At 63.6% G+C, this 18,225-nt stretch carries 18 protein-coding genes; 10 read left to right on the top strand and 8 right to left on the bottom strand.

Features of this window, described 5'->3' with window-relative positions; translation table 11 throughout:
• Window position 1: 1 nt before the first annotated feature.
• Window positions 2-1,072 carry an ABC transporter ATP-binding protein gene (locus MB901379_RS13480; RefSeq protein ID WP_158017145.1) on the top strand — a complete coding sequence of 357 codons (1,071 nt, stop codon included), beginning with the start codon at window positions 2-4 and terminating at the stop codon, window positions 1,070-1,072.
• A 73-nt stretch (window positions 1,073-1,145) separates the two neighbouring features.
• Here the strand turns inward: MB901379_RS13480 and MB901379_RS13475 are convergent, their stop codons facing one another.
• A complete protein-coding gene (locus tag MB901379_RS13475; protein ID WP_158017144.1) occupies window positions 1,146-1,418 on the bottom strand; it encodes a DUF3349 domain-containing protein in 273 nt (90 codons plus the stop codon).
• A gap of 548 nt (window positions 1,419-1,966) precedes the next feature.
• Between MB901379_RS13475 and MB901379_RS13470 the strand changes: the two genes are divergently transcribed.
• The 5 genes from MB901379_RS13470 (at window position 1,967) to MB901379_RS13450 (ending at window position 7,362) form a co-directional block, all read left to right on the top strand.
• Window positions 1,967-3,874, top strand: coding sequence for a PE family protein (locus MB901379_RS13470; protein WP_158017143.1), 1,908 nt, complete (start codon window positions 1,967-1,969; stop codon window positions 3,872-3,874).
• Window positions 3,875-4,007: 133 nt separating this feature from the next.
• Window positions 4,008-4,844, top strand: coding sequence for a DUF3097 domain-containing protein (locus MB901379_RS13465; RefSeq protein ID WP_158017142.1), 837 nt, complete (start codon window positions 4,008-4,010; stop codon window positions 4,842-4,844).
• 296 nt (window positions 4,845-5,140) lie between these two features.
• Window positions 5,141-6,031: a universal stress protein gene (locus MB901379_RS13460; RefSeq protein ID WP_158017141.1), complete on the top strand. Its 891-nt coding sequence runs from the start codon at window positions 5,141-5,143 to the stop codon at window positions 6,029-6,031.
• A gap of 82 nt (window positions 6,032-6,113) precedes the next feature.
• Window positions 6,114-6,458 carry a ferredoxin gene (fdxA, locus tag MB901379_RS13455; protein WP_158017140.1) on the top strand — a complete coding sequence of 115 codons (345 nt, stop codon included), beginning with the start codon at window positions 6,114-6,116 and terminating at the stop codon, window positions 6,456-6,458.
• Between the two features lie 16 nt (window positions 6,459-6,474).
• On the top strand, window positions 6,475-7,362 hold the full coding sequence (locus MB901379_RS13450) for a universal stress protein (RefSeq protein ID WP_158017139.1): 888 nt from the start codon (window positions 6,475-6,477) through the stop codon (window positions 7,360-7,362).
• A gap of 324 nt (window positions 7,363-7,686) precedes the next feature.
• On the opposite strand, the gene MB901379_RS13445 is transcribed toward MB901379_RS13450, so the two are convergent.
• A complete protein-coding gene (locus tag MB901379_RS13445) occupies window positions 7,687-8,136 on the bottom strand; it encodes an Hsp20/alpha crystallin family protein (protein ID WP_158019152.1) in 450 nt (149 codons plus the stop codon).
• 146 nt (window positions 8,137-8,282) lie between these two features.
• Between MB901379_RS13445 and MB901379_RS13440 the strand changes: the two genes are divergently transcribed.
• The 3 genes from MB901379_RS13440 to MB901379_RS13430 all read left to right on the top strand — a co-directional run bounded on the left by MB901379_RS13440 (window position 8,283) and on the right by MB901379_RS13430 (window position 10,276).
• On the top strand, window positions 8,283-8,657 hold the full coding sequence (locus MB901379_RS13440; RefSeq protein ID WP_158017138.1) for a MerR family transcriptional regulator: 375 nt from the start codon (window positions 8,283-8,285) through the stop codon (window positions 8,655-8,657).
• Window positions 8,658-9,261: 604 nt separating this feature from the next.
• Window positions 9,262-9,525 carry a hypothetical protein gene (locus MB901379_RS13435; protein ID WP_232021842.1) on the top strand — a complete coding sequence of 88 codons (264 nt, stop codon included), beginning with the start codon at window positions 9,262-9,264 and terminating at the stop codon, window positions 9,523-9,525.
• A gap of 34 nt (window positions 9,526-9,559) precedes the next feature.
• On the top strand, window positions 9,560-10,276 hold the full coding sequence (locus MB901379_RS13430) for an HAD family hydrolase (RefSeq protein WP_232021841.1): 717 nt from the start codon (window positions 9,560-9,562) through the stop codon (window positions 10,274-10,276).
• A gap of 67 nt (window positions 10,277-10,343) precedes the next feature.
• On the opposite strand, the gene mbp1 is transcribed toward MB901379_RS13430, so the two are convergent.
• The 4 genes from mbp1 to MB901379_RS13410 form a co-directional block, all read right to left on the bottom strand.
• Window positions 10,344-10,577: a microaggregate-binding protein 1 gene (gene mbp1, locus MB901379_RS13425; protein WP_158017136.1), complete on the bottom strand. Its 234-nt coding sequence runs from the start codon at window positions 10,575-10,577 to the stop codon at window positions 10,344-10,346.
• 354 nt (window positions 10,578-10,931) lie between these two features.
• Window positions 10,932-12,485 carry a bifunctional 3-(3-hydroxy-phenyl)propionate/3-hydroxycinnamic acid hydroxylase MhpA gene (gene mhpA, locus MB901379_RS13420; protein ID WP_158017135.1) on the bottom strand — a complete coding sequence of 518 codons (1,554 nt, stop codon included), beginning with the start codon at window positions 12,483-12,485 and terminating at the stop codon, window positions 10,932-10,934.
• On the bottom strand, window positions 12,482-13,420 hold the full coding sequence (locus MB901379_RS13415; RefSeq protein WP_158017134.1) for a fumarylacetoacetate hydrolase family protein: 939 nt from the start codon (window positions 13,418-13,420) through the stop codon (window positions 12,482-12,484). Before MB901379_RS13415 ends, mhpA begins: the two co-directional genes overlap by 4 nt.
• The gene (locus MB901379_RS13410; RefSeq protein ID WP_174237019.1) at window positions 13,417-14,571 is read right to left on the bottom strand and encodes a VOC family protein; all 1,155 of its coding nucleotides are present in this window, start codon (window positions 14,569-14,571) and stop codon (window positions 13,417-13,419) included. Before MB901379_RS13410 ends, MB901379_RS13415 begins: the two co-directional genes overlap by 4 nt.
• Before the next feature lie 91 nt (window positions 14,572-14,662).
• On the opposite strand from MB901379_RS13410, the gene MB901379_RS13405 reads away from it, so the two are divergent.
• Entirely contained in the window at window positions 14,663-15,349 is a 687-nt protein-coding gene (locus MB901379_RS13405) for a TetR/AcrR family transcriptional regulator (RefSeq protein ID WP_158017133.1), read from the top strand.
• 419 nt (window positions 15,350-15,768) lie between these two features.
• On the opposite strand, the gene MB901379_RS13400 is transcribed toward MB901379_RS13405, so the two are convergent.
• Both MB901379_RS13400 and MB901379_RS13395 read right to left on the bottom strand, forming a co-directional pair.
• Complete coding sequence (locus MB901379_RS13400; RefSeq protein WP_158017132.1) at window positions 15,769-16,677, bottom strand: universal stress protein; 909 nt, start codon at window positions 16,675-16,677, stop codon at window positions 15,769-15,771.
• 131 nt (window positions 16,678-16,808) lie between these two features.
• Window positions 16,809-18,143: an acyltransferase family protein gene (locus tag MB901379_RS13395; protein ID WP_158017131.1), complete on the bottom strand. Its 1,335-nt coding sequence runs from the start codon at window positions 18,141-18,143 to the stop codon at window positions 16,809-16,811.
• Window positions 18,144-18,225 lie beyond the last annotated feature (82 nt).

Here is an 18,225-nt window from a genome sequence, read left to right as displayed (position 1 = left end):
CGTGGCTTCGCTGAGTTTCGACCAAGTGACGCGGCGCTACCCTGGCGCGGCTCGGCCCGCATTGGACGGTCTGGATCTCGTGGTCGGTGACGGTGAGTTCGTCGTTCTGGTCGGGCCCTCCGGATGCGGCAAGACAACCTCGCTGCGGATGGTTGCCGGATTGGAATCGTTGGATGCCGGACGAATCTGGATAGGGGACCGCGACGTCACCGGTGTTGATGCCAAGGACCGCGATGTCGCAATGGTCTTCCAGAACTATGCCCTGTATCCACATATGACCGTGGCGCAGAACATGGGTTTCGCGCTGAAGGTTGCCAAGATCCCCAAGAATGAGATTCGCGAACGAGTGCTGGCCGCAGCCAAACTGCTGGATCTGCAACCTTATCTGGACCGAAAGCCCAAGGACCTCTCCGGCGGCCAGCGCCAGAGGGTGGCCATGGGCCGCGCTATCGTGCGCCGTCCGCACGTGTTCTTGATGGACGAGCCGCTTTCCAATCTCGACGCCAAACTGCGCGTGCAAACCCGAAATCAAATCGCCGCATTACAACGTCAACTCGGTACCACCACTGTGTACGTCACACACGACCAAGTCGAAGCCATGACCATGGGCGACCGGGTGGCGGTGTTGTGCGATGGTGTGCTGCAGCAGTGCGCAGCGCCGCGGGAGCTCTACCGCAACCCGCAGAACGTATTTGTCGCCGGATTCATCGGGTCCCCGGCGATGAACCTGTTCACCGTATCGATTGTAAATTCCTCAGTATCGCTGGGGGATTGGCGGCTTCCGGTGCCCCGTGACATTGGCGCCATGGCGCGAGGGGTTGTTCTCGGCATTCGTCCCGAACACTTCGATGTGGCCGATTTCGGCGTCGAAATGGAGGTCGACGTGGTGGAGGAACTCGGCGCAGACGCGTATCTACACGGCCGCATCACGGGTGCTGGCGAGGCAACCAATTACCCAGTTGTCGCACGTACCGACGGGCACGATCCCCCCGAGCGCGGTGCCCGCGTGCGGCTGCATCCACAGCCCGGACGGGTGCACTTCTTTGGGGTCGACGGCCAGCGGATCATCTGACGGCGGTGGTCCAGTACCGGTGAGTGGTGATTAGTTCGGCGTTTTCTGCGGATCGGCCGGCTCGGGCCACGGATCAAGTGGCACGAATTCGAGATTGGACTCGTTGGATGTCCTCGTGCGACGGCATCTCATGAGTGATCTTGGTAATTTCCGCCCCCACGTCTGCATTGCTGATGGGCGAGGGCAGATGTGCAATGAGATTGCTTGCGATGGCGGTTGCCTCGTCGTGGGAAACGCGTCGTTGTGCCAATGCCGCCAGCGGCACATAACCAGTGACCGGCATCCCGGTGGGGTAACCGGCGCGCAAAAAAGCGATGACCCTTGACACCCAATTGGCCACAGCCATATGCCCACCTCGCTACTCCCGCATATGAGCATAGACGGCGGTACGCCGGCGCGAGTTAGAAACGGCGGTGGTGGCTGGATTGGTCGCGGCACTGGCGATGAATTGTCGCGTTCTTTCGACTGCCGGTTCTTCAGTATTGCTGGGGAATTCGCTTTTTCGGGCGGGCCGGGGCCTAGTTGCTGCCGCGGCGGGCCGGCTTGATATTGAAGTTTGCCGGAAGCCCGTCGAAGGGCAAAGCTTTGTCCCGACGCCGACCTCCATGAGCGGATCGCGGAGGGCGGCAGGGAAATTGACCAAGCCGTGGTGGCCCAAGCCTGGGGCCGCACCCCGCCCGGAAGCGCCGTTGCTGCATGCTCTGGGCGTGCCTTGTCGTCGCGCCGCCGACCCAACGATCAGCGTCTTTACCCTTCAGATGTCGTGCGGATGTCGTGGTGGGTGATTCTGTTGAATGCGGTCCGCAACGGGCGCTCAAGACCGTAACCTAGCACCAATTCCAAAGTGTGTCGTCGGTCGTGTGGCGGCGGCTGGTCGACGATAAGTGTCGGGAGATGTCGGTCATGCAGATGAGTGTGGCGCCTGCGATGGTGGTGGCGGCGGCTGAGGATCTGGCGGGTATTGGTTCGTCGATTAGTCGGGCTAATGCGGCGGCGTTGGCGCCGATTACGGGGGTGCTGCCGGCGGGTGCTGATGAGGTATCGGCGGCGATCGCGGGGTTCTTCCAAGCGCATGGGCAGGCGTATCGGGCGCTGAGTATTCAGGCGTTGTCCTTTCATGATCAGTTCGTGGGGCTGATTAGTGGTGGGGCGGTGCAATACGTTGCGGCTGAGGCGGCTAGTGCGTCGCCGTTGCAGTTTGTCCTTGATGCGATCAATTCGCCGGTGTTGGCGTTGACCGGTCGTCCGCTGATTGGTAATGGTGCCGATGGGGTTGCGGGGACGGGGCAAAACGGGGGTGATGGCGGTTGGTTGTACGGCAACGGCGGCAATGGTGGCTCTGGTGGGACGGGCCAGAACGGCGGGAATGGTGGGTCGGCTGGGTTGTGGGGTAATGGCGGTAGTGGGGGCCAGGGTGGGGCGGGTGCTAATGGTGCGACTGGTGAAGCTGGCAGTGCGGGTGGCAGTGGCGGTAACGGCGGTGGTGCGGGGCTGATTTATGGCCGTGGCGGAAGCGGTGGAATTGGTGGGAATGGGGGTAACGCCACGGCGCCGGTGGGTGCGGCGGCGGGTTTGGACGGAGGCAACGGTGGTAGTGGGGGTTCGGGTGGTCATGGCGGGGTGTTGTTCGGTGATGGTGGTAGTGGGGGGGTCGGTGGTGTCGGGGGGCTAGCTACCAGCGACACGGCCGGGGGCGGGTCTTTGGGTGGAACAGGCGGGTTCGGGGGCAACGGTGGTGCCGGCGCCCGCGGTGGATTCCTGATCGGTAACGCCGGGCAGGGCGGTGACGGTGGCGCCGGCGGGGGCACCAACGCCACCCAGACGGGCGTCGTCAACGGCGCCTCTGGTGGGTCGGGCGGGATCGGCGGCACTGGTGCTGACGCCGGACTATTCGGCAACGCCGGGGCCGGCGGTAACGGCGGGATCGGGGCGGCCGGGTCTGCGCTAGGCACCGGCACCTTCGGCGGCAGCGGCGGGGTCGGCGGCATTGGTGGTGACGGCGGCAACGGCGGCTGGGTTGTCGGCAATGGCGGGTCCGGTGGTGACGGCGGGCTGGGGGGCGATGCCGGCGCCAACGGCTTCGCCGGGTACGGCGGCCCCGGCGGTGGCGGCGGCTGGGTCGGCGCGATCAATATCGGATCGTTTGGTGTTCAGGGCTTTGGACTGTTTGGTCACGGTGGTGCCGGCGGCAACGCCGGTGACGTCGGATCCGGCAGCCTGCTCATTCAGACAGGCGCATCGGGTGGTTCCGGTGGCCAAGGTGGGTTCCTGTATGGCAACGGCGGCAACGGTGGCAACGCCGGCTCCGGCGGAAGCAGCGGCTTCGAAGGCACCGCCGGCCAGGGCGGAGACGCCGTGCTGTTCGGTAACGGCGGGGCCGGCGGGAAGGGGGCGACCGGCGGGACCGGCTTCGGCAACGTCGTTCAGGAGGCCGGGGGTGACGGCAGCGACGGTGGTGCCGGCGGCAGCGGGGGTCTGCTGTTCGGTAACGGCGGCGCCGGCGGCGACGCGGGCGCCGGCGGCGTGGGTGGATTCGGCGAAGACGGTGGTAACGGCGGCGCTGGCGGCCAAGGCGGGTCCAGCGGACTGGTCATCGGTAACGGCGGTGCGGGGGGCAATGGCGCTGCCGGTGGGGCCGGCGGAACCGGCGGCTTTGCGGGCACTGGCGGTGCCGGCGGCAACGGTGGGAATGCCGCTTTCCTGGTCGGCCAAGGTGGCAACGGCGGAGCCGGTGTCCCGCCCGCATCCGGGGGAACCGGTGGTAAGGGCGGCTTGATTGGTTCGGCCGGCCAGCACGGGTAGCCGCAGCGTAGCGCAAGCACCGCTGGATCGCCGCTGCTCAGAGGCGGCAAAGTACCTTCGCCGCAGGCAATTTCAAGCGGTGACACGGCGCGCCATAACATCGACCGCCCGGATGGATCCCTAGTATTGCCCCGTGGTGGATCGCTATGGAACCGATGTGCTGGCCGGGGGAGGACGGCGCAAGCCAAGATCGGTCGAGTGCCCCGTTGAGCTCGGCATGGTTGTCGAGGATGTGGAAAGCGGATACGTCGGTGCCGTGCTTCGCGTCGAATACGGCCGCGTCTATCTGGAAGACCGCCATGGTAAGACTCGCGGCTTTCCACTCGGTCCCGGCTATCTACTCGATGGGCGTCCGGTGATCCTCACCCCGCCGAGGCGTGCTGCACCGGTCGGCGAGGGGCGGACCCGGTCCGGCTCGGTCGCGGTGCCCGGTGCGCGCGCCCGAGTAGCCCGCGGCAGCCGGATCTACGTCGAGGGTCGCCATGATGCCGAACTGATCGCTCAGGTCTGGGGGGACGATCTGCGCATCGAGGGGGTCGTCGTCGAGCACCTCGGCGGTGTGGACGACCTGGTGAGCATTGTCGCCGACTTTGGGCCCGGTCCGGACTGTCGGCTCGGTGTACTGGTGGATCACCTGGTCGCCGGTTCGAAAGAGGCGCGCATTGCTGACCTGGTTCGCTCGGGCCCTGGTGGGGCGGACACCCTGGTCGTCGGTCATCCCTACATTGACATTTGGCAAGCCGTAAAGCCCGAACGGCTCGGCCTAAAGGCCTGGCCAAACGTGCCGCGGCACACCGAATGGAAGCACGGCATTTGCGCGGCGTTAGGCTGGCCACACGCCAACCAGGCAGACATCGCCAACGCGTGGCGCCGCATCCGTTCTAGCGTGCGCGACTGGAACGACTTGGAGCCCGCGCTGATCGGCCGCGTCGAAGAACTGATCGATTTCGTCACTTCGCCAGGCGCCTAGCCGTTGTCCGCCGAAGCTTCGTGTCGCGGGTCTGGGAGCGGAACTGCTCTTCCTGCTTAGGGATTCGGGTGCTGGCCCCGCCAGCTTCGTCGCGGCTTTCCTTGGTCCGAGCCTTGATCCCCGATGAGACGCGGGAGGACCAGTTGCGCCAGATTGGGGTCAATCGTCTCTGCTGCGACGGTGCGGTTGTCGTATACGGTCAGGTCGAGACCCATGGCAGCGCGATCTCGCTGGTGTGAGTCTCGGGCTGGCCCGTCACCCGCCGGGTACCTGGGCTCCAACACAAGGAGTATTGAATGTCCAGTGGCGCAACAACATATGGCATTTTGGTCGCGGTCGATGGCTCGGCGCAATCCGATGCGGCGGTAGCCTGGGCCGCCCATGAGGCCACCATGCGTCGAATACCGCTCACTTTGCTACACGGTGTTGCCCCGGTGGTCGTTGGGTGGCCCGTGGGCCGGCTCTACACAGAAATGCCTGATTGGCAGAAAGACGAGGCGAAGAACGTCGTCGAGCGGGCCCGCAAGGCCGTCGCGGCCGCTGCGGGCGATTGCGAGTTGCCGGAGGTTCGTACGGAGGTCGTGTATTCCGCCGTCGTGCCCACGCTCATCGACGCCTCCAAGAAGGCGTGGATGATAGTGGTTGGTAGCCAGGGGATGAGTGCGCTGGGCCGTATGGTTTTGGGTTCGGTTAGCTCCGCCCTGCTGCACCATGCGCATTGCCCGGTAGCGGTAATTCATTCCGACCACGGTGTGTCGCCGGACTCCGACGCGCCGGTGCTGGTGGGCATCGATGGATCTCCCTCCGGGGAAGCCGCCGTGGCCTTGGCGTTTGACGAAGCCTCCCGTCGTGACGTAGACCTCATCGCGTTGCATGCCTGGAGTGATGTCGGGGTGTTTCCCATCCTCGGCATGGATTGGCGCGATCGAGAGCGCCAAGGGGAGGAAGTCCTCGCGGAACGACTAGCGGGCTGGCAAGAGCAGTACCCCGACGTTGGGGTCAAGCGATCGCTGGTCTGCGATAAACCTGCGCACTGGCTACTCGAGGAAGCCCAGCATGCTCAATTGGTGGTGCTGGGAAGTCACGGACGGGGCGGATTTCCCGGCATGCTGCTGGGTTCGGTCGGTTCGACCGTCGCGCACTCGGCAAAAATTCCGGTGGTCGTAGTCCGCCCCACCCAGGGCTGACTATCAACAAAGGTCTTTGGTCCCTCGTCGTTAGGTCTTAGGGTAGACGCGATGGCCGACAAGCGTTTTATAGCTTGGCGCTATGACCTATGTGATCGGCAGGGAATGCGTGGACGTGGTCGAAAAGTCTTGCGTGCAGGAGTGTCCCGTGGACTGCATCTATGAAGGTGCCCGGACGATGTACATCAATCCGAATGAGTGCGTTGACTGTGGTGCTTGTAAGACGACCTGCCGTGTCGGTGCGATTTTTTGGGAAGAAGATCTGCCCGACGAACAACGACAACACCTCGATGACAACGCTGCCTTCTTCCGGGGAATCTTGCCCGGCCGAGATGGGCCACTGGGATCGCCGGGCGGGGCCGCTACAGTGGGCCGAATTGGTGTCGATACACCGTTCGTCGCAGCCATGCCGCCAACCAACGCGTGATCGGAGGAATTGCGAAATGTCCACACTCGGAAGGAAACTCGGCGTTGTCGTCGCGGTCGACGGCTCGCCGGCATCGAATGCCGCGGTTTGTTGGGCGGCCCGTGACGCGGCGCTGAAAAACATCCCGCTGACCGTGGTCCATGTGGTCAACGCCGATGTGGCGACCTGGCCACCGATGCCCTACCCGGAAACGTGGGCCGTGTGGCAGGAAGATGAGGGCCGCAAGGTCGTCGCCGCAGCAGTCAAGATCGCCGAGGAAGCCGTCACGGGGCAGCGGAAGCTGACGGTAAAAAGCGAGATCGTCTTTTCCACGCCGGTGCCAACGATGGTTGAAATGTCGGCGGAGGCAGAGTTGGTGGTCGCAGGCAGCTCCGGCCGCGGAGCGTTGGCCCGGGTCTTGCTCGGTTCGGTCAGTTCGAGCTTGGTGCGCCGGGCCAGTTGCCCCGTCGCGATCATTCGCGACGAAGATCCCTTAATGCCGGACTCGTTGCACGCACCGGTCCTGCTTGGGATCGACGGATCACCGGCGTCGGAGCTGGCCACGGCGGTCGCGTTTGACGAAGCATCGCGGCGCGGCGTCGAGCTGGTCGCGTTGCACGCGTGGAGCGATCAAAATGTGGTCGAACTACCCGGGCTGAACTGGGACACGGTGGAGGCAGAAGCCGAGCTGGACCTCGCTGAGCGGCTGGCCGGCTGGCAGGAACGCTACCCCGACGTGACCGTGCGCCGAGTTGTGGTCTGCGATCGCCCCGCACACCAGATTGTCGAGAGATCAAAAGCCGCTCAGCTGGTTGTCGTAGGAAGTCATGGTCGCGGCAGTGTCGCCGGGATGTTTTTGGGCTCGGTCAGCAACGCGGTCGTGCACGCCGTCCGAGTGCCGGTGATTGTGGCGCGATCGTCCTAGGTTGGCGCTGGCCCAGCCCAAGCTTGTCTGGTGTGGTTCGCCGCACCCGGTGCCCGGTCGTTGCTCACTGCTCAAACGCTCTACCCCCATGGTGGCATCTGCTTATGGACCTGCTGGGATGGTGCCTGGTGGGATGCCGGCGGGAGCGACCAGCCGGCCGCGGATCGCGTGTACCCAGTGGTCGCGCACAGCTTGGAGCGCTTAAAGATGTTGCGTTGCAGGGATGTTGGCGTGGATAGGGCAGTGGCGCCAGCGAAAAGGACAGGCGGCCGCGAGCGGCGATCATCGATCGCGGGCCGCGGCCGCCGTGCTGCCCTCAGCTCGTCAGGCGTTAATCACCTCCCGTTGCGTGCCGTTTTCGTTGATGGCCTTGTGGGTGCTGGTGCGTTCGACAGAAATCTTGCGCGGCTTAGCCTTTTCGGCGACCGGAATCTGTAGCCTCAGCACGCCTTCTTGATAGGAAGCCTCGATCCTGTCGGTGTCGAGATTTTCGCCCAGCACCAGCTGGCGACTGAATACGCCACGTGGTCGTTCGCTGGCCAGCATCTCGCGGTTGGGGTCGACGCTGGGGCGCTCGGCACGGACGGTCACGACGTTGCGTTCGATGTCAATGTCCAGCGAGTCCGCGTCGATGCCGGGCAGGTCGAACTCCACGACAAATTCTTCCCCATCGCGCCAGGCGTCCATGGGCATAACCGCCGGCCGGGCGGATGTTCCTAGCACCTGCTGGGCAAAGCGGTCCAGGTCACGAAACGGGTCGGTACGCATGAGCATGGTGTTCACTTCTCCCTCCAAATGTGCTGTTCACGGTTGGGCATTTCATATGCCTCATAACACAGATTTTATATAGCACTGTCGACATAATAATGCAACTGTGGTAAACAGGTTTTCTGTGCAGCTGGTAGGCAAGGAGGCGTTCGATGAGCGAAAGCCCTGGTGAAGCGGGTGCGCCGGCACCCCATCGGGGCGTTTACGGGATCTCCGTAGCCGCCGAGCTGTCGGGTATCCCGGTGCAGTCGCTGCGGCTATACGAGCGCCATGGGCTGCTGACACCCGCCCGCAGCGAGGGTGGCACGCGGCGTTATAGCGCCGATGACTTGGCCCGGCTGCAGCGGATTAGCTCCCTGGTGGATGCCGGAATAAATCTGGCCGGAATCGCTCGCATCCTCAATCTGGAAGACGACAACGCCGCCCTCACTGCGGCCAACAGCAACCTGCAAGCCAGCAATCGCTCCTTGCGCAACGCCGCTAAGGCGGCTCCACGAAGCGACGAGAATGGCGCGGGTACTCGATAGCGGCCAGACCGAGGTTGGGCGATGGCTGTGAGTCGGGCGCGGTCGCGGCGTGATTGGCCGCGCCAGCCTCACCGCTAAGGTCGCGGACGCGAGCATACGCGGTGGAAATGGCGACGCGCATGCCGCAAACGCAATCCGCACATCCGCGGAGCTGCACCGGTCGTGGATTGCCTGCGTTGGAAACGGGTACTCAGCCAAGGAAAGGGTCCACAAACAATGAGGTGGAATCTCAGTGGCACCGGCGACCTCAGTGGCCGCCGCGGGAACTTTCACCGCATTGGCCGGCGGCGATTTCCTGCAGCTTGCTGACGCGACGGCGCAACTGTCGGGGCAGAAACGAGCGACCGCCTACACCGGACGCCCACACCGGAAAGGTGCCATGATGCCAACGACGACTAAGAGCGGGATAGCGCGGAAGAGCGATCTACCGACAGCCACGCGCCGTGTACGCGCCAAGGTGCGACGAGTCCCAACAGGTTCAACTGGTTCAGTCGTGGACCACACCACCACAGGTCAGGTGATTTCTGAGGCGGGAAGTCGACGATCTCGGAATACTCGTCGCCATCGTGGCCGCCGCACAATGTTGAATTGGATACTGGCGTTGATGACGGTTCCCGTCGCGATGTTGGTGATGGTCTTCGCAATTGGCGCGGCGATGAGCGTGGCCGCATGCAGCGCTGCCCAGTGCCCACAACTTGGGCCGAGCGGTCTGCTGTACGGCATTCTGCTTTACGGTGCTCCGGCGGTCGCCGCCTTGACCGTTGTCGCTTCGTTCGCCACGGCACCTCGCCGGCACGGGTTTGTGATTCCGTTGTTGGGGCTGGCGCTTCTGGTAGTCGACCTTTCGGTCATCGCCATTCTGTTTTAGCCCTTATTGCCATACCGCGAAATGAGTTACTACCTTGTCTGACTACAGAATAAGCGCCCATAGCGCCGGCGGGTCCGCTACCCCAGCAGCGATCCTGTTCGATGTGGACGGAACCTTGGTGGACTCCAATTATCTGCACATCCAAGCGTGGTACCGGGCCTTCGCCGATGTGGGGATTGACGTCGAGGCTTGGCGCATCCATCGGTCTATTGGAATGGATGGGTCGACGCTGGTGAGTTCGCTGTCTGACCACGCCCCCGAGGGGACGCAAAAACGCTTGAAGGACTTGCACTCCCGCTACTACTTGGACTCCGCTCAGCTGTTGCGCCCTTTGCCAGGCGCTCGCACGCTACTCCATCGCGTGGCAGATCTTGGGCTCAAGGTGGTGCTTGCTACGTCGGCACCCGAAGACGAATTGGCTTTACTGCGTGAGGTACTGGACATCGACGACATCGTTGCCGCGATCACTTCGGCCAGCGATGTCGACACCGCAAAGCCCAAGCCCGACATCATTCATGTCGCATTGCGCCGGGTGGGAGTCTCGGCCGACCAAGCCGCTTTCGTTGGCGATGCGGTTTGGGATGCCGAAGCGTGCGTACGGGCATGCGTAACCAGCATCGGGCTGCTTTGTGGCGGGTTTTCACGATCTGAACTTGAAAAAGCAGGTACGGCAATGGTGTTTGCCAATGCCGAAGATCTCACAGACCACCTCGAAGAGACCCCAATTGCCCGTTTGGTTGCCGGAGTGTGATCCTGCACGCGAATTCGCAAGCGAATGGACCCAGTCCGGTCAAGGACTGGGCCCATTTCGCTAGTGGTTACTGGTTGGCCTTTTGGCGTTGTTCAGCCGCCTCGGCACCGCCGCGCGCGGCTTCTGCCTCGGCCTCCTTCTTGGCCGCATCGCGCTGGGCGTCTGCCTTGTCCTGCTGGGCTTGGCCCTCGCGCTTGATGTCGTCGCGGCCGGTCACGGCTCCAAATACTTCCTTAGCCTTGCCTTTGGCACCTTCGACGACGCCTTCGACGCCCTCTTGGGGTCCACTTTTCTCCGCCATGGGTTCCTCCTACGTGTCCTATGTGTTTGCTTCCCAACTTGGTGGCCTCACGTGTCATCCGATTGCGCTCAGCCAACAGGGCTTGGACCGTCGCGTGCTCGCTCGCGTCCAAGTCAACATTTCCCTGTACTGGCAAGGGTTTCCGCGCGACCGAACGCTCAAACCTGTGTCCTGCATCACCGTACGCTTGGCCGAACGGACCCGAACGGCACTTCGGTCGGCTGCCATTGGGTAACCCATTCCGATACCAGCTGTCGTCTCAGCAACGGGGTAAGTACCTCGTTCGGTGCTACTGAGACGAGATGGACTTCCGACACACCATTCGTGTGCTCGTCGGGCGCCCGATGCATACGTTCATCCGTGCTTCAGCGTGTTGGCGGTCCACAAGCACAAGGCGGATTGATTTCGTCCCGTCCGCATCACCGTGCGGTCCGGACGTACTATCGCGGCGGTGGCCTGGCCGGCGCGCAACCATTGGGCGAGTACGCTGCCGGGTCGGGCGATCACCGGCACAACTCCGCGCCGGCGCAGCGTTGCCTTTTCGTTTGCGGTTAGTGGGGCTGTGACGATGACGGCGAACCCCGTTCCGGCCACTTCGTCGAGTCGTTGGCCGCCGGGGAGCACCGGATTTGGGCATAACGTTCCGGCGATTTGGCGTGCCGGGCGAAATCGGCGGGTTTTCCTCACCAGCGGCGACGCGCTCAGGGCAGGGGTCGTGGAATCGACGACCTTGTCACGCAGACCCGGCATGAGCCCCAGCCGGGGCAGCACCGCACGGCGTACCCTGTCACCCAGGCGGCCGCCGCCGGTCATCGCCCAGCCGATGCCAAGTGCTAGCCGGATCAACTGCCGAGTGTGCGGTTTGCGCTCCCGCTCGTAACTGTCGAGAATGCTTGCCGCGAGCATGCCGCTTCGGACTGCGGCAATTTTCCAGCTCAAGTTCATCGCATCACGCACCCCGGTGCCCAGGCCCTGACCGATGAACGGGGGAGTGAGGTGTGCAGCGTCGCCGAGGATAAAGACGTTGTCACGGCGCCACCGATCTGCGATTTGAGCGCGAAAGGTGTATTCGGTAACGCGCAGCAGCGTGAGCGCGCTATTGGGGACGTCGGCGACCCACGGCGCGATGAGTGGCCGCAGCTTGCCCACGGTGTCGAAGGCTGCGGCGCTTTCGGCATCTTGTAGCTGAAACTCCCACCGGTAACGTGACTCTCCAATCCGCATGTAGGTCGCGGCGCGAACCGGATCACATATCTGGTGCACGCCGTCCCACTGATGCAGGTCAGCGCCGGTGGCTACATCAACCACCAACCAGCGCTGTTGAAAGCGTAAATCCCGCATCGCGGAGCCGATTTGGCTTCGGATCAAGCTGTTCGCACCGTCGCAGCCCAGTAGGTATTCGGTATCGAGTTGGTGAATTCGGCCGTCGGATCGATCGGTGAAGGTAACGCGCACAAGATCCCTGTCTGCGCTGATCTTCGAGATCGCGGTGACCTCGGCGTCCCCGCGTAGTTCCGCATTTGGGTAGCGCTCGAGATTGGTTCGCAGCAAAGCCTCCAATTCCGGTTGGTCGAACATGTTGGCCTGCGGAAAGCCATGGAGGCTGTGGGCTGGGTCGCGGTGAAATTCGGCGAGCACGTGGAACCGTTTGTCGAGCAGCCGCAAACCGGCTGTGGGCCGCGAAATTGCCGCGAAGTCATCGGCGATGCCGAGGCGGCCCATCACCCGAAAGATTTCGTCGTCGAGATGTACCGCCCTGGGTTGCGGATACACGCCGGGCCAGCGCTCCAGGATCACGCACTCGACCCCGTATTGGGCCAACAGGGTGGCGGCGGTGATGCCGGTCGGTCCGGCGCCGACGACAACGACGGGGACACGCGGAACGGGGTGAAGACCCTCGTCGCTCATGTGTAGCGCACGACATTGCGCTGTGTTCCGAGATCGATCGCACCGTCGTCGGTGGATACCGACGCCTCGACGATGTCGCCATGCCGAAGGTACTTCGGATTGCCGGCTTGACGTTTGAAGAAGGCCTTCCATTTTACGGCTGGCGGTAGCAGGTTGCTGATCGCCGCCACCGGCCTGGGCGGTGCGCTCAGCGCGGTGCCCACCGGTGTTCCGGTGAGCACCAGGTCCCCGGGGGCTAACTCTTGGAATTGGGTCAGCGCTTGCAGCGCCTGCACCGGCCGGTGCAGCATGTCGCCCTCGACGAGTGCGTTCTGCCGCTCCTCGCCGTTCACCGTCAAGCGCAGGCGTAGCTCACCGAAACGGCTGAGCTCGTTGGCGTTGAGTAACACAAGCTGTGGACCCACCGGTGTGAAGGTCGGGTAGGACTTGGCTTCGTAGAACTGCGTCTGGGGAAGCTGTATGTCTCGCGCCGAAACATCGTTGGTCACGACCAATCCGGCGATGAAGTCGGCCAGGCTTGCATCGGAAATGGTGGTGCCGACCGGGATTGTGCGTCCGATTACCAGCCCGATCTCGACTTCGTAGTCGAGCAGTTTGACGTGCGCCGGTTTGACGATGTCGTCGAACGGACCGCTGATTGACGCCGACGCCTTGCGAAAGAAGGTCAACGGAATCGATGTCGGATCCATGCCCGCGTCCTTGACATGCGATTCAAAGTTGGTCATCTGCGCCACCACCCGGCACGGTCGGGTAACCGGTGAAAGCAACTTGAGGCTGCCGACGGCAACGGTGTCGGAGCTACTGGCCGCGGCTTCGATTGCCGCCCGATCGGCCAGCAGTGCAGCGGTGGTAGGCGTAGCGGTGCCGATTTGCGCGGCCCCAGCTGGGGTTTTGACCCACCAGGCTTCGGCGGTACGTAACACGGAAACGGTCATGAGGTGGGGACTTTCAGTAGGCCAATCAGGCGGCCGAGGTCGAACTCGTTGTGCTGCCGAAGTGCGGTGATCATCGAAACAAGTTCGCGGCGTGCTAATTTCGGGCTGGTGCCGAGGAAATCTTTGGTTGCCGGCGGTCCCCACTGGGCCAAACCCGAGGCGGTCAACGGTGCCCACCCGGGCTCAAGGGTGTGGTCGAACACGTCGCCATCGGTGAAGTGCTCGACCAGGAAGCCGTCGGGGTCGCGCCAGTAGTCGAAGATCTGACTGCCCTGAATGTGTCTGCCAATGCCCCAGGAACGGAAATAACCTCGTTCCCTGAGGTATTCACCGCCGGCGGCGAGAGCATCGAGGTCGCTGACCTGGTATGCGGAGTGCAGGTAGCGGTTGGCCGGACCTAGCGCCATCGCCAATGTGTGGTGGTCAGTCGGAGTCGATCCGCGATCACAGCGGATGAAGCTCATGGTCGGTCCCCGTGCGCGCTGGCCGGGGAAGTACTGGAAGTCGCTGACGATCATCCCGAGGTTGTCCAAATACCAATTCAGTGCTGCAACGAATTTGGTCGACTGCAGCACCAAGTGTCCGAGACGCTCGACACGCGCTGGTACGCGCGGGGGTCGTTGGGTGGTGTTGGTACGCCGGACATCGCGTCCGAAGTTGAACGTTTGTGGTTGTGGCCGGGGCAACTCGGGCTGCTCGTACATGCCGGCCACCACGCGCACCGGGATTCCGCTGGGGTCTACTAGGTCGACCGACAGACCACCGAGGTCCGGCAGCGGCCGTGCGGTGACGCCGCACTTGTCGGCGAGTCGCAGGACATCGACCTCGTCGCTGGCCCGGTAGGCGACCCCGCCGAAGCGAGTCCGAGGTCCGCGGCGCACGATGACGCACGGGGTGCCGGCGCCGGCTCCGCGCAACGCCAGCTCGTCGGGTCCGCGGTGCGCCGTGCAAAAGCCGAAGGCTCGGGCAAATGTCTCGGTCCGGGTCAGGTCCGGCTTCTCAAACTCAAGCCACGCGATATCGGCGACTTTGATCACGGGATTACGGGACCGGCCGGGGTGCTCACCAGGCCGCGCTCCTTGCTCGCAATGCACGTTCTTGTGCACGTCCCTGGGCGCGCCGTTGTTGGCGTCGTTACGAGTGCCGATCATCGAATCCACCACCATCCACAGCACTAACTGACGAAATCGTCACATACGACGTAGCTCTCAGTCAACATTTCTGACGAAATCCTCACAAGCGATGCATACTGCTAGGGTGACGACGTCGAGCGACGGCCCTGTGGACCCGTCGAGTCGCCTCGAGCGGCGTAAGCAGCGCACCAGAGCGGCCCTGATCAAGGCCGCACAACGCTTGATCGCCGACGGCCGAGTCAATGTCCCGATCCTCGAGATCACCCAGGCGGCCGATGTCGGTATGGGCTCCTTTTATAACCATTTCGACAGCAAGGAGCAGTTGTTCGAGGCGGCCATCGCCGATGTGCTCGACGCGCACGGGGCGCTGCTGGACCGGATTACCGCATCGATCGAAGACCCCGCCGAAACGTTCGCCACCAGCTTCCGATTGACCGGCCGGCTTTTCCGTCAGCGGCCACAGGAAAGTGGCATCCTGTTGGCCAACGGGTCCACCCTGCTGTCATCAGATCGTGGCGTGGCGCCTCGTGCCCGGCGTGACATTAGGGCTGCCGCCGACGCCGGGCGGTTTCAGATCGATGACCCGGATCTGGCACTTGCCATGGCCGGTGGCGCATTGCTGGGCCTGGGCACACTGTTACGGTCCGATCCGCAGCGCGACGGCGATATGGCCGCTGACACCGTCACCGAGAAGTTGTTGCGGTTGTTCGGCATCGAAGCCAATGAGGCGCGGGCGATCTGCCAGCGCCCCCTTCCTGATTTGGATGCGGCCGGTCAACCCGATTCCGCTGCGTGACCGGGGCAGGGGCGATACGTCTGGTGCGATGTCAGCGCAACCGCGTGGCGGCCCGTGTGGGTTGGCGATTCCGCGTGTCGGTTGACCACAACGTGGTGCAGCCGGGGCACTGGAGGTGTAGTTCCGTCGCGCGATTGCTCAGCAGATATTGCCAGTGAGTGCCACAGTTGCGGCTGCTGAGACAGTCCGAGCACGCCGCGCGGCCCCAGGTGCAATTCGGACAGGGCAACCAGGCGCGCCGGGAAGCGTCGGCGTGTGGATCAATGGGCAGCATGAGTGGGAACCAGCCTTTCCAACACGTTACTTAGGGTAGGCTACCCAATTCTATGGCAACTGTTGGGTCCGCGTGCTTGGCGGATGCCGACCGCTCCCGATCGATCCAGCACGCTTTCAGACACGAGTAGGCGAAGACTCCGCAGTTAGCTTTCTGCCAATGATCGGCGCGCAACGATGACCGGTATATGGGTCAACAGCACAACCGCGGCGCTGACCGAGCCGAACAACATTCCCGCGAAGCCGCCAGCTCCACGACCGCCGACCACCACGAGCTGTGCTGACGTGGATAAGCCGACGAGTTCAGGTGCCGGGTCATTGCGGGCGACGATGCGGTGCACGACCACGTCGGGATATTGCCTATCCCAGCCGGCCAGCCGTTCGGCAACTATTTGGTCCTGCCTCGACCGTAGTTTCGGCCAGCCGGGGCTGGGCAAACTGACAATCGGATCAAGCACGCTAAGCGGTTTCCACGCGTGCACGGCCGTCAGCGGCACTTTGCGGCGGGATGCCTCGTGGAAGGCGATCGCAATCGCCAGTTCCGACTCCGGTGACTCGTCGATACCCACCAACACCGAGGCGCGCTCGGCATCGGCATTTATCTGCACGTCATCGTGGATGACGGCAACTGGACAATGCGCGTAATGCATCAGCCCCGAACTCACCGAGCCCAGATGCCGGCCGCGTAGCGTGCCGGTGCCCAGGCATCCCACCACCAACAGCTCGGCGTCGGTGGACAACTCGACAAGAGCCGAAACGGTCATTGCGCAAGGCATTTCACGATAGATCTGGGCGCGGTCATTTTGACAATGTTCCCGCGCGATGTGGTGCGCATCTTCTAGCAGTCGGTGTCCCCGGTCGCGCCATCGTTGGGTGTGCGCCGGCGTCACCGAGGAGGCCAGCCGGTAGCCGGCTGGGCCCGGGAGGACATGGGCCAAAGTCAATGGAACATCACGTAACTCGGCGTCGCGGGCGGCCCACTGGACCGCGATTTTGGAGCCCGGCGAGCCGTCGACGCCGACAACGACTCCACGATGCCCACCAAGCTTCGACATAAGATCTCCTCGTTTAGTGCACTGAGGATGCTATTGACCGGGTACGCAGCCCGTCGTGAGGAATTGGGCACCAGTCGAAGGGGCTTACGACCCCATGGGGTTGCGTCGGGAAGCCGGTACCCGCAAAGCGCTTAGTTCGTCCGGCCCCGGGGGGTAGCGTCTATCGACGGCCTGCTGACGGTTGCGGGCCGACACGCCACTAGCAGCAACCCGGCGGCGAAAATCAAGAGGTGTCGCCACGGAAAGCTGCCGGACGGAGCAAAGCCCGCGGTGGCGACGAACCACAGGAAGTAGGCAGACATGGCCGCACCGAGCAGCATGACCGGCTCGGTCCATCGGCCGGATAGTGGTATTCGAAACGTTGGCAGTGGGGCCGCAAAAATACTTCGTAGCCACCAGAGCAGGACCATCTCGACGGCCGTGACCAGGCTCAGGACGACTTCCCATTCCAACCGGGCCAGCCACCACGCCATGGTTCCCTGCTCTGGTTGCGGCAACCACCCGGCCGGGTAGGCCACGATCGCCACGATCACCACGGGGACCATGTGCCAGAGGTAAAGCGCCATCACGTTGTTGTTGGCGGCCGAGAGCAGCCGGCGTGCCAGATCGGAACGCAGCAGGCGGTTGAGGGCTGGCCCAACGGTCACTGCGATTCCGGCCTGCACGCTGCCGAATGCCAGCATCGCCACCGAGGGGGGCGTCGTGTTTTGCACCTCCTGTCCGGGAACCCCGATCATGCTGGCCGGATAGGGGCCGATCCAGATCAACAGTGCCAGTGCGGCCGCCGATGTGACGGCAAGCAAAACGGCGCGCCGACCGGTCAATAATCCTCCGTGCCAAGCGATTCCGAGCTGGTAAAACATGCCCCAGCACAGCAGGTAGTTCAGCCAGCCGAGGTAGGGGATATCACCACCCAGCGTGGTGGCGTCCACCGCCACGACCGCAACCGCCAGGACTGCGGGCACCATGAGTCCCCAGCTCTGGTGGGCGGCAAACGCGATGGGAGTCAGCGACACCACCACCAGGTAGACCGCGAGGAACCACAGGTGCATCGCCACCGCCCACCCCGCGTAATCGAGGACCGAGCCGGGCACGCCTCTGCTCAGCAGTACCGCCACGACGAGAGAGATCAGCGCGACATACACGGCGGTGGGACCGAGCACCCGGGCCAGGCGACGTCGAATCCAGGCCTGCCGCGACACTTCGCCGGTGCCACGGTGATGTGTCCAGGACACCGCACCGGCATAACCGGCCACCAGAAAGAACACCGGGACCGCCTGAAAGGGCCAGGTCAGCCATTGCGTCCAGGGTTGGTCTACCAGTGGGTTCTGTCGTCCGAACCGCCCGTTGTCGTACGTCACCGATCCTGCTAGCCAATGGCCCAGCACGATGAGGACAACACCGGATACCCGATAAAAGTCAACCGCTAGATCGCGGACCGGACGGGCGGTGTTTGCGTGGCCCATCAGATCGCGGAAAGCTCACTGCCATGCACCAGCGCGAGACTACTCGCCTAGGGACGTGCGATCCGGCACGGGCGGCCGGTGC

Origin of the sequence: Mycobacterium basiliense (genome assembly GCF_900292015.1) — a bacterium.
Classification (GTDB): Bacteria; Actinomycetota; Actinomycetes; order Mycobacteriales; family Mycobacteriaceae; genus Mycobacterium; species Mycobacterium basiliense.
The sequence above is the reverse complement of the archived record's forward strand: the minus strand, read 5'-3'. Positions and strand labels throughout refer to the sequence as shown.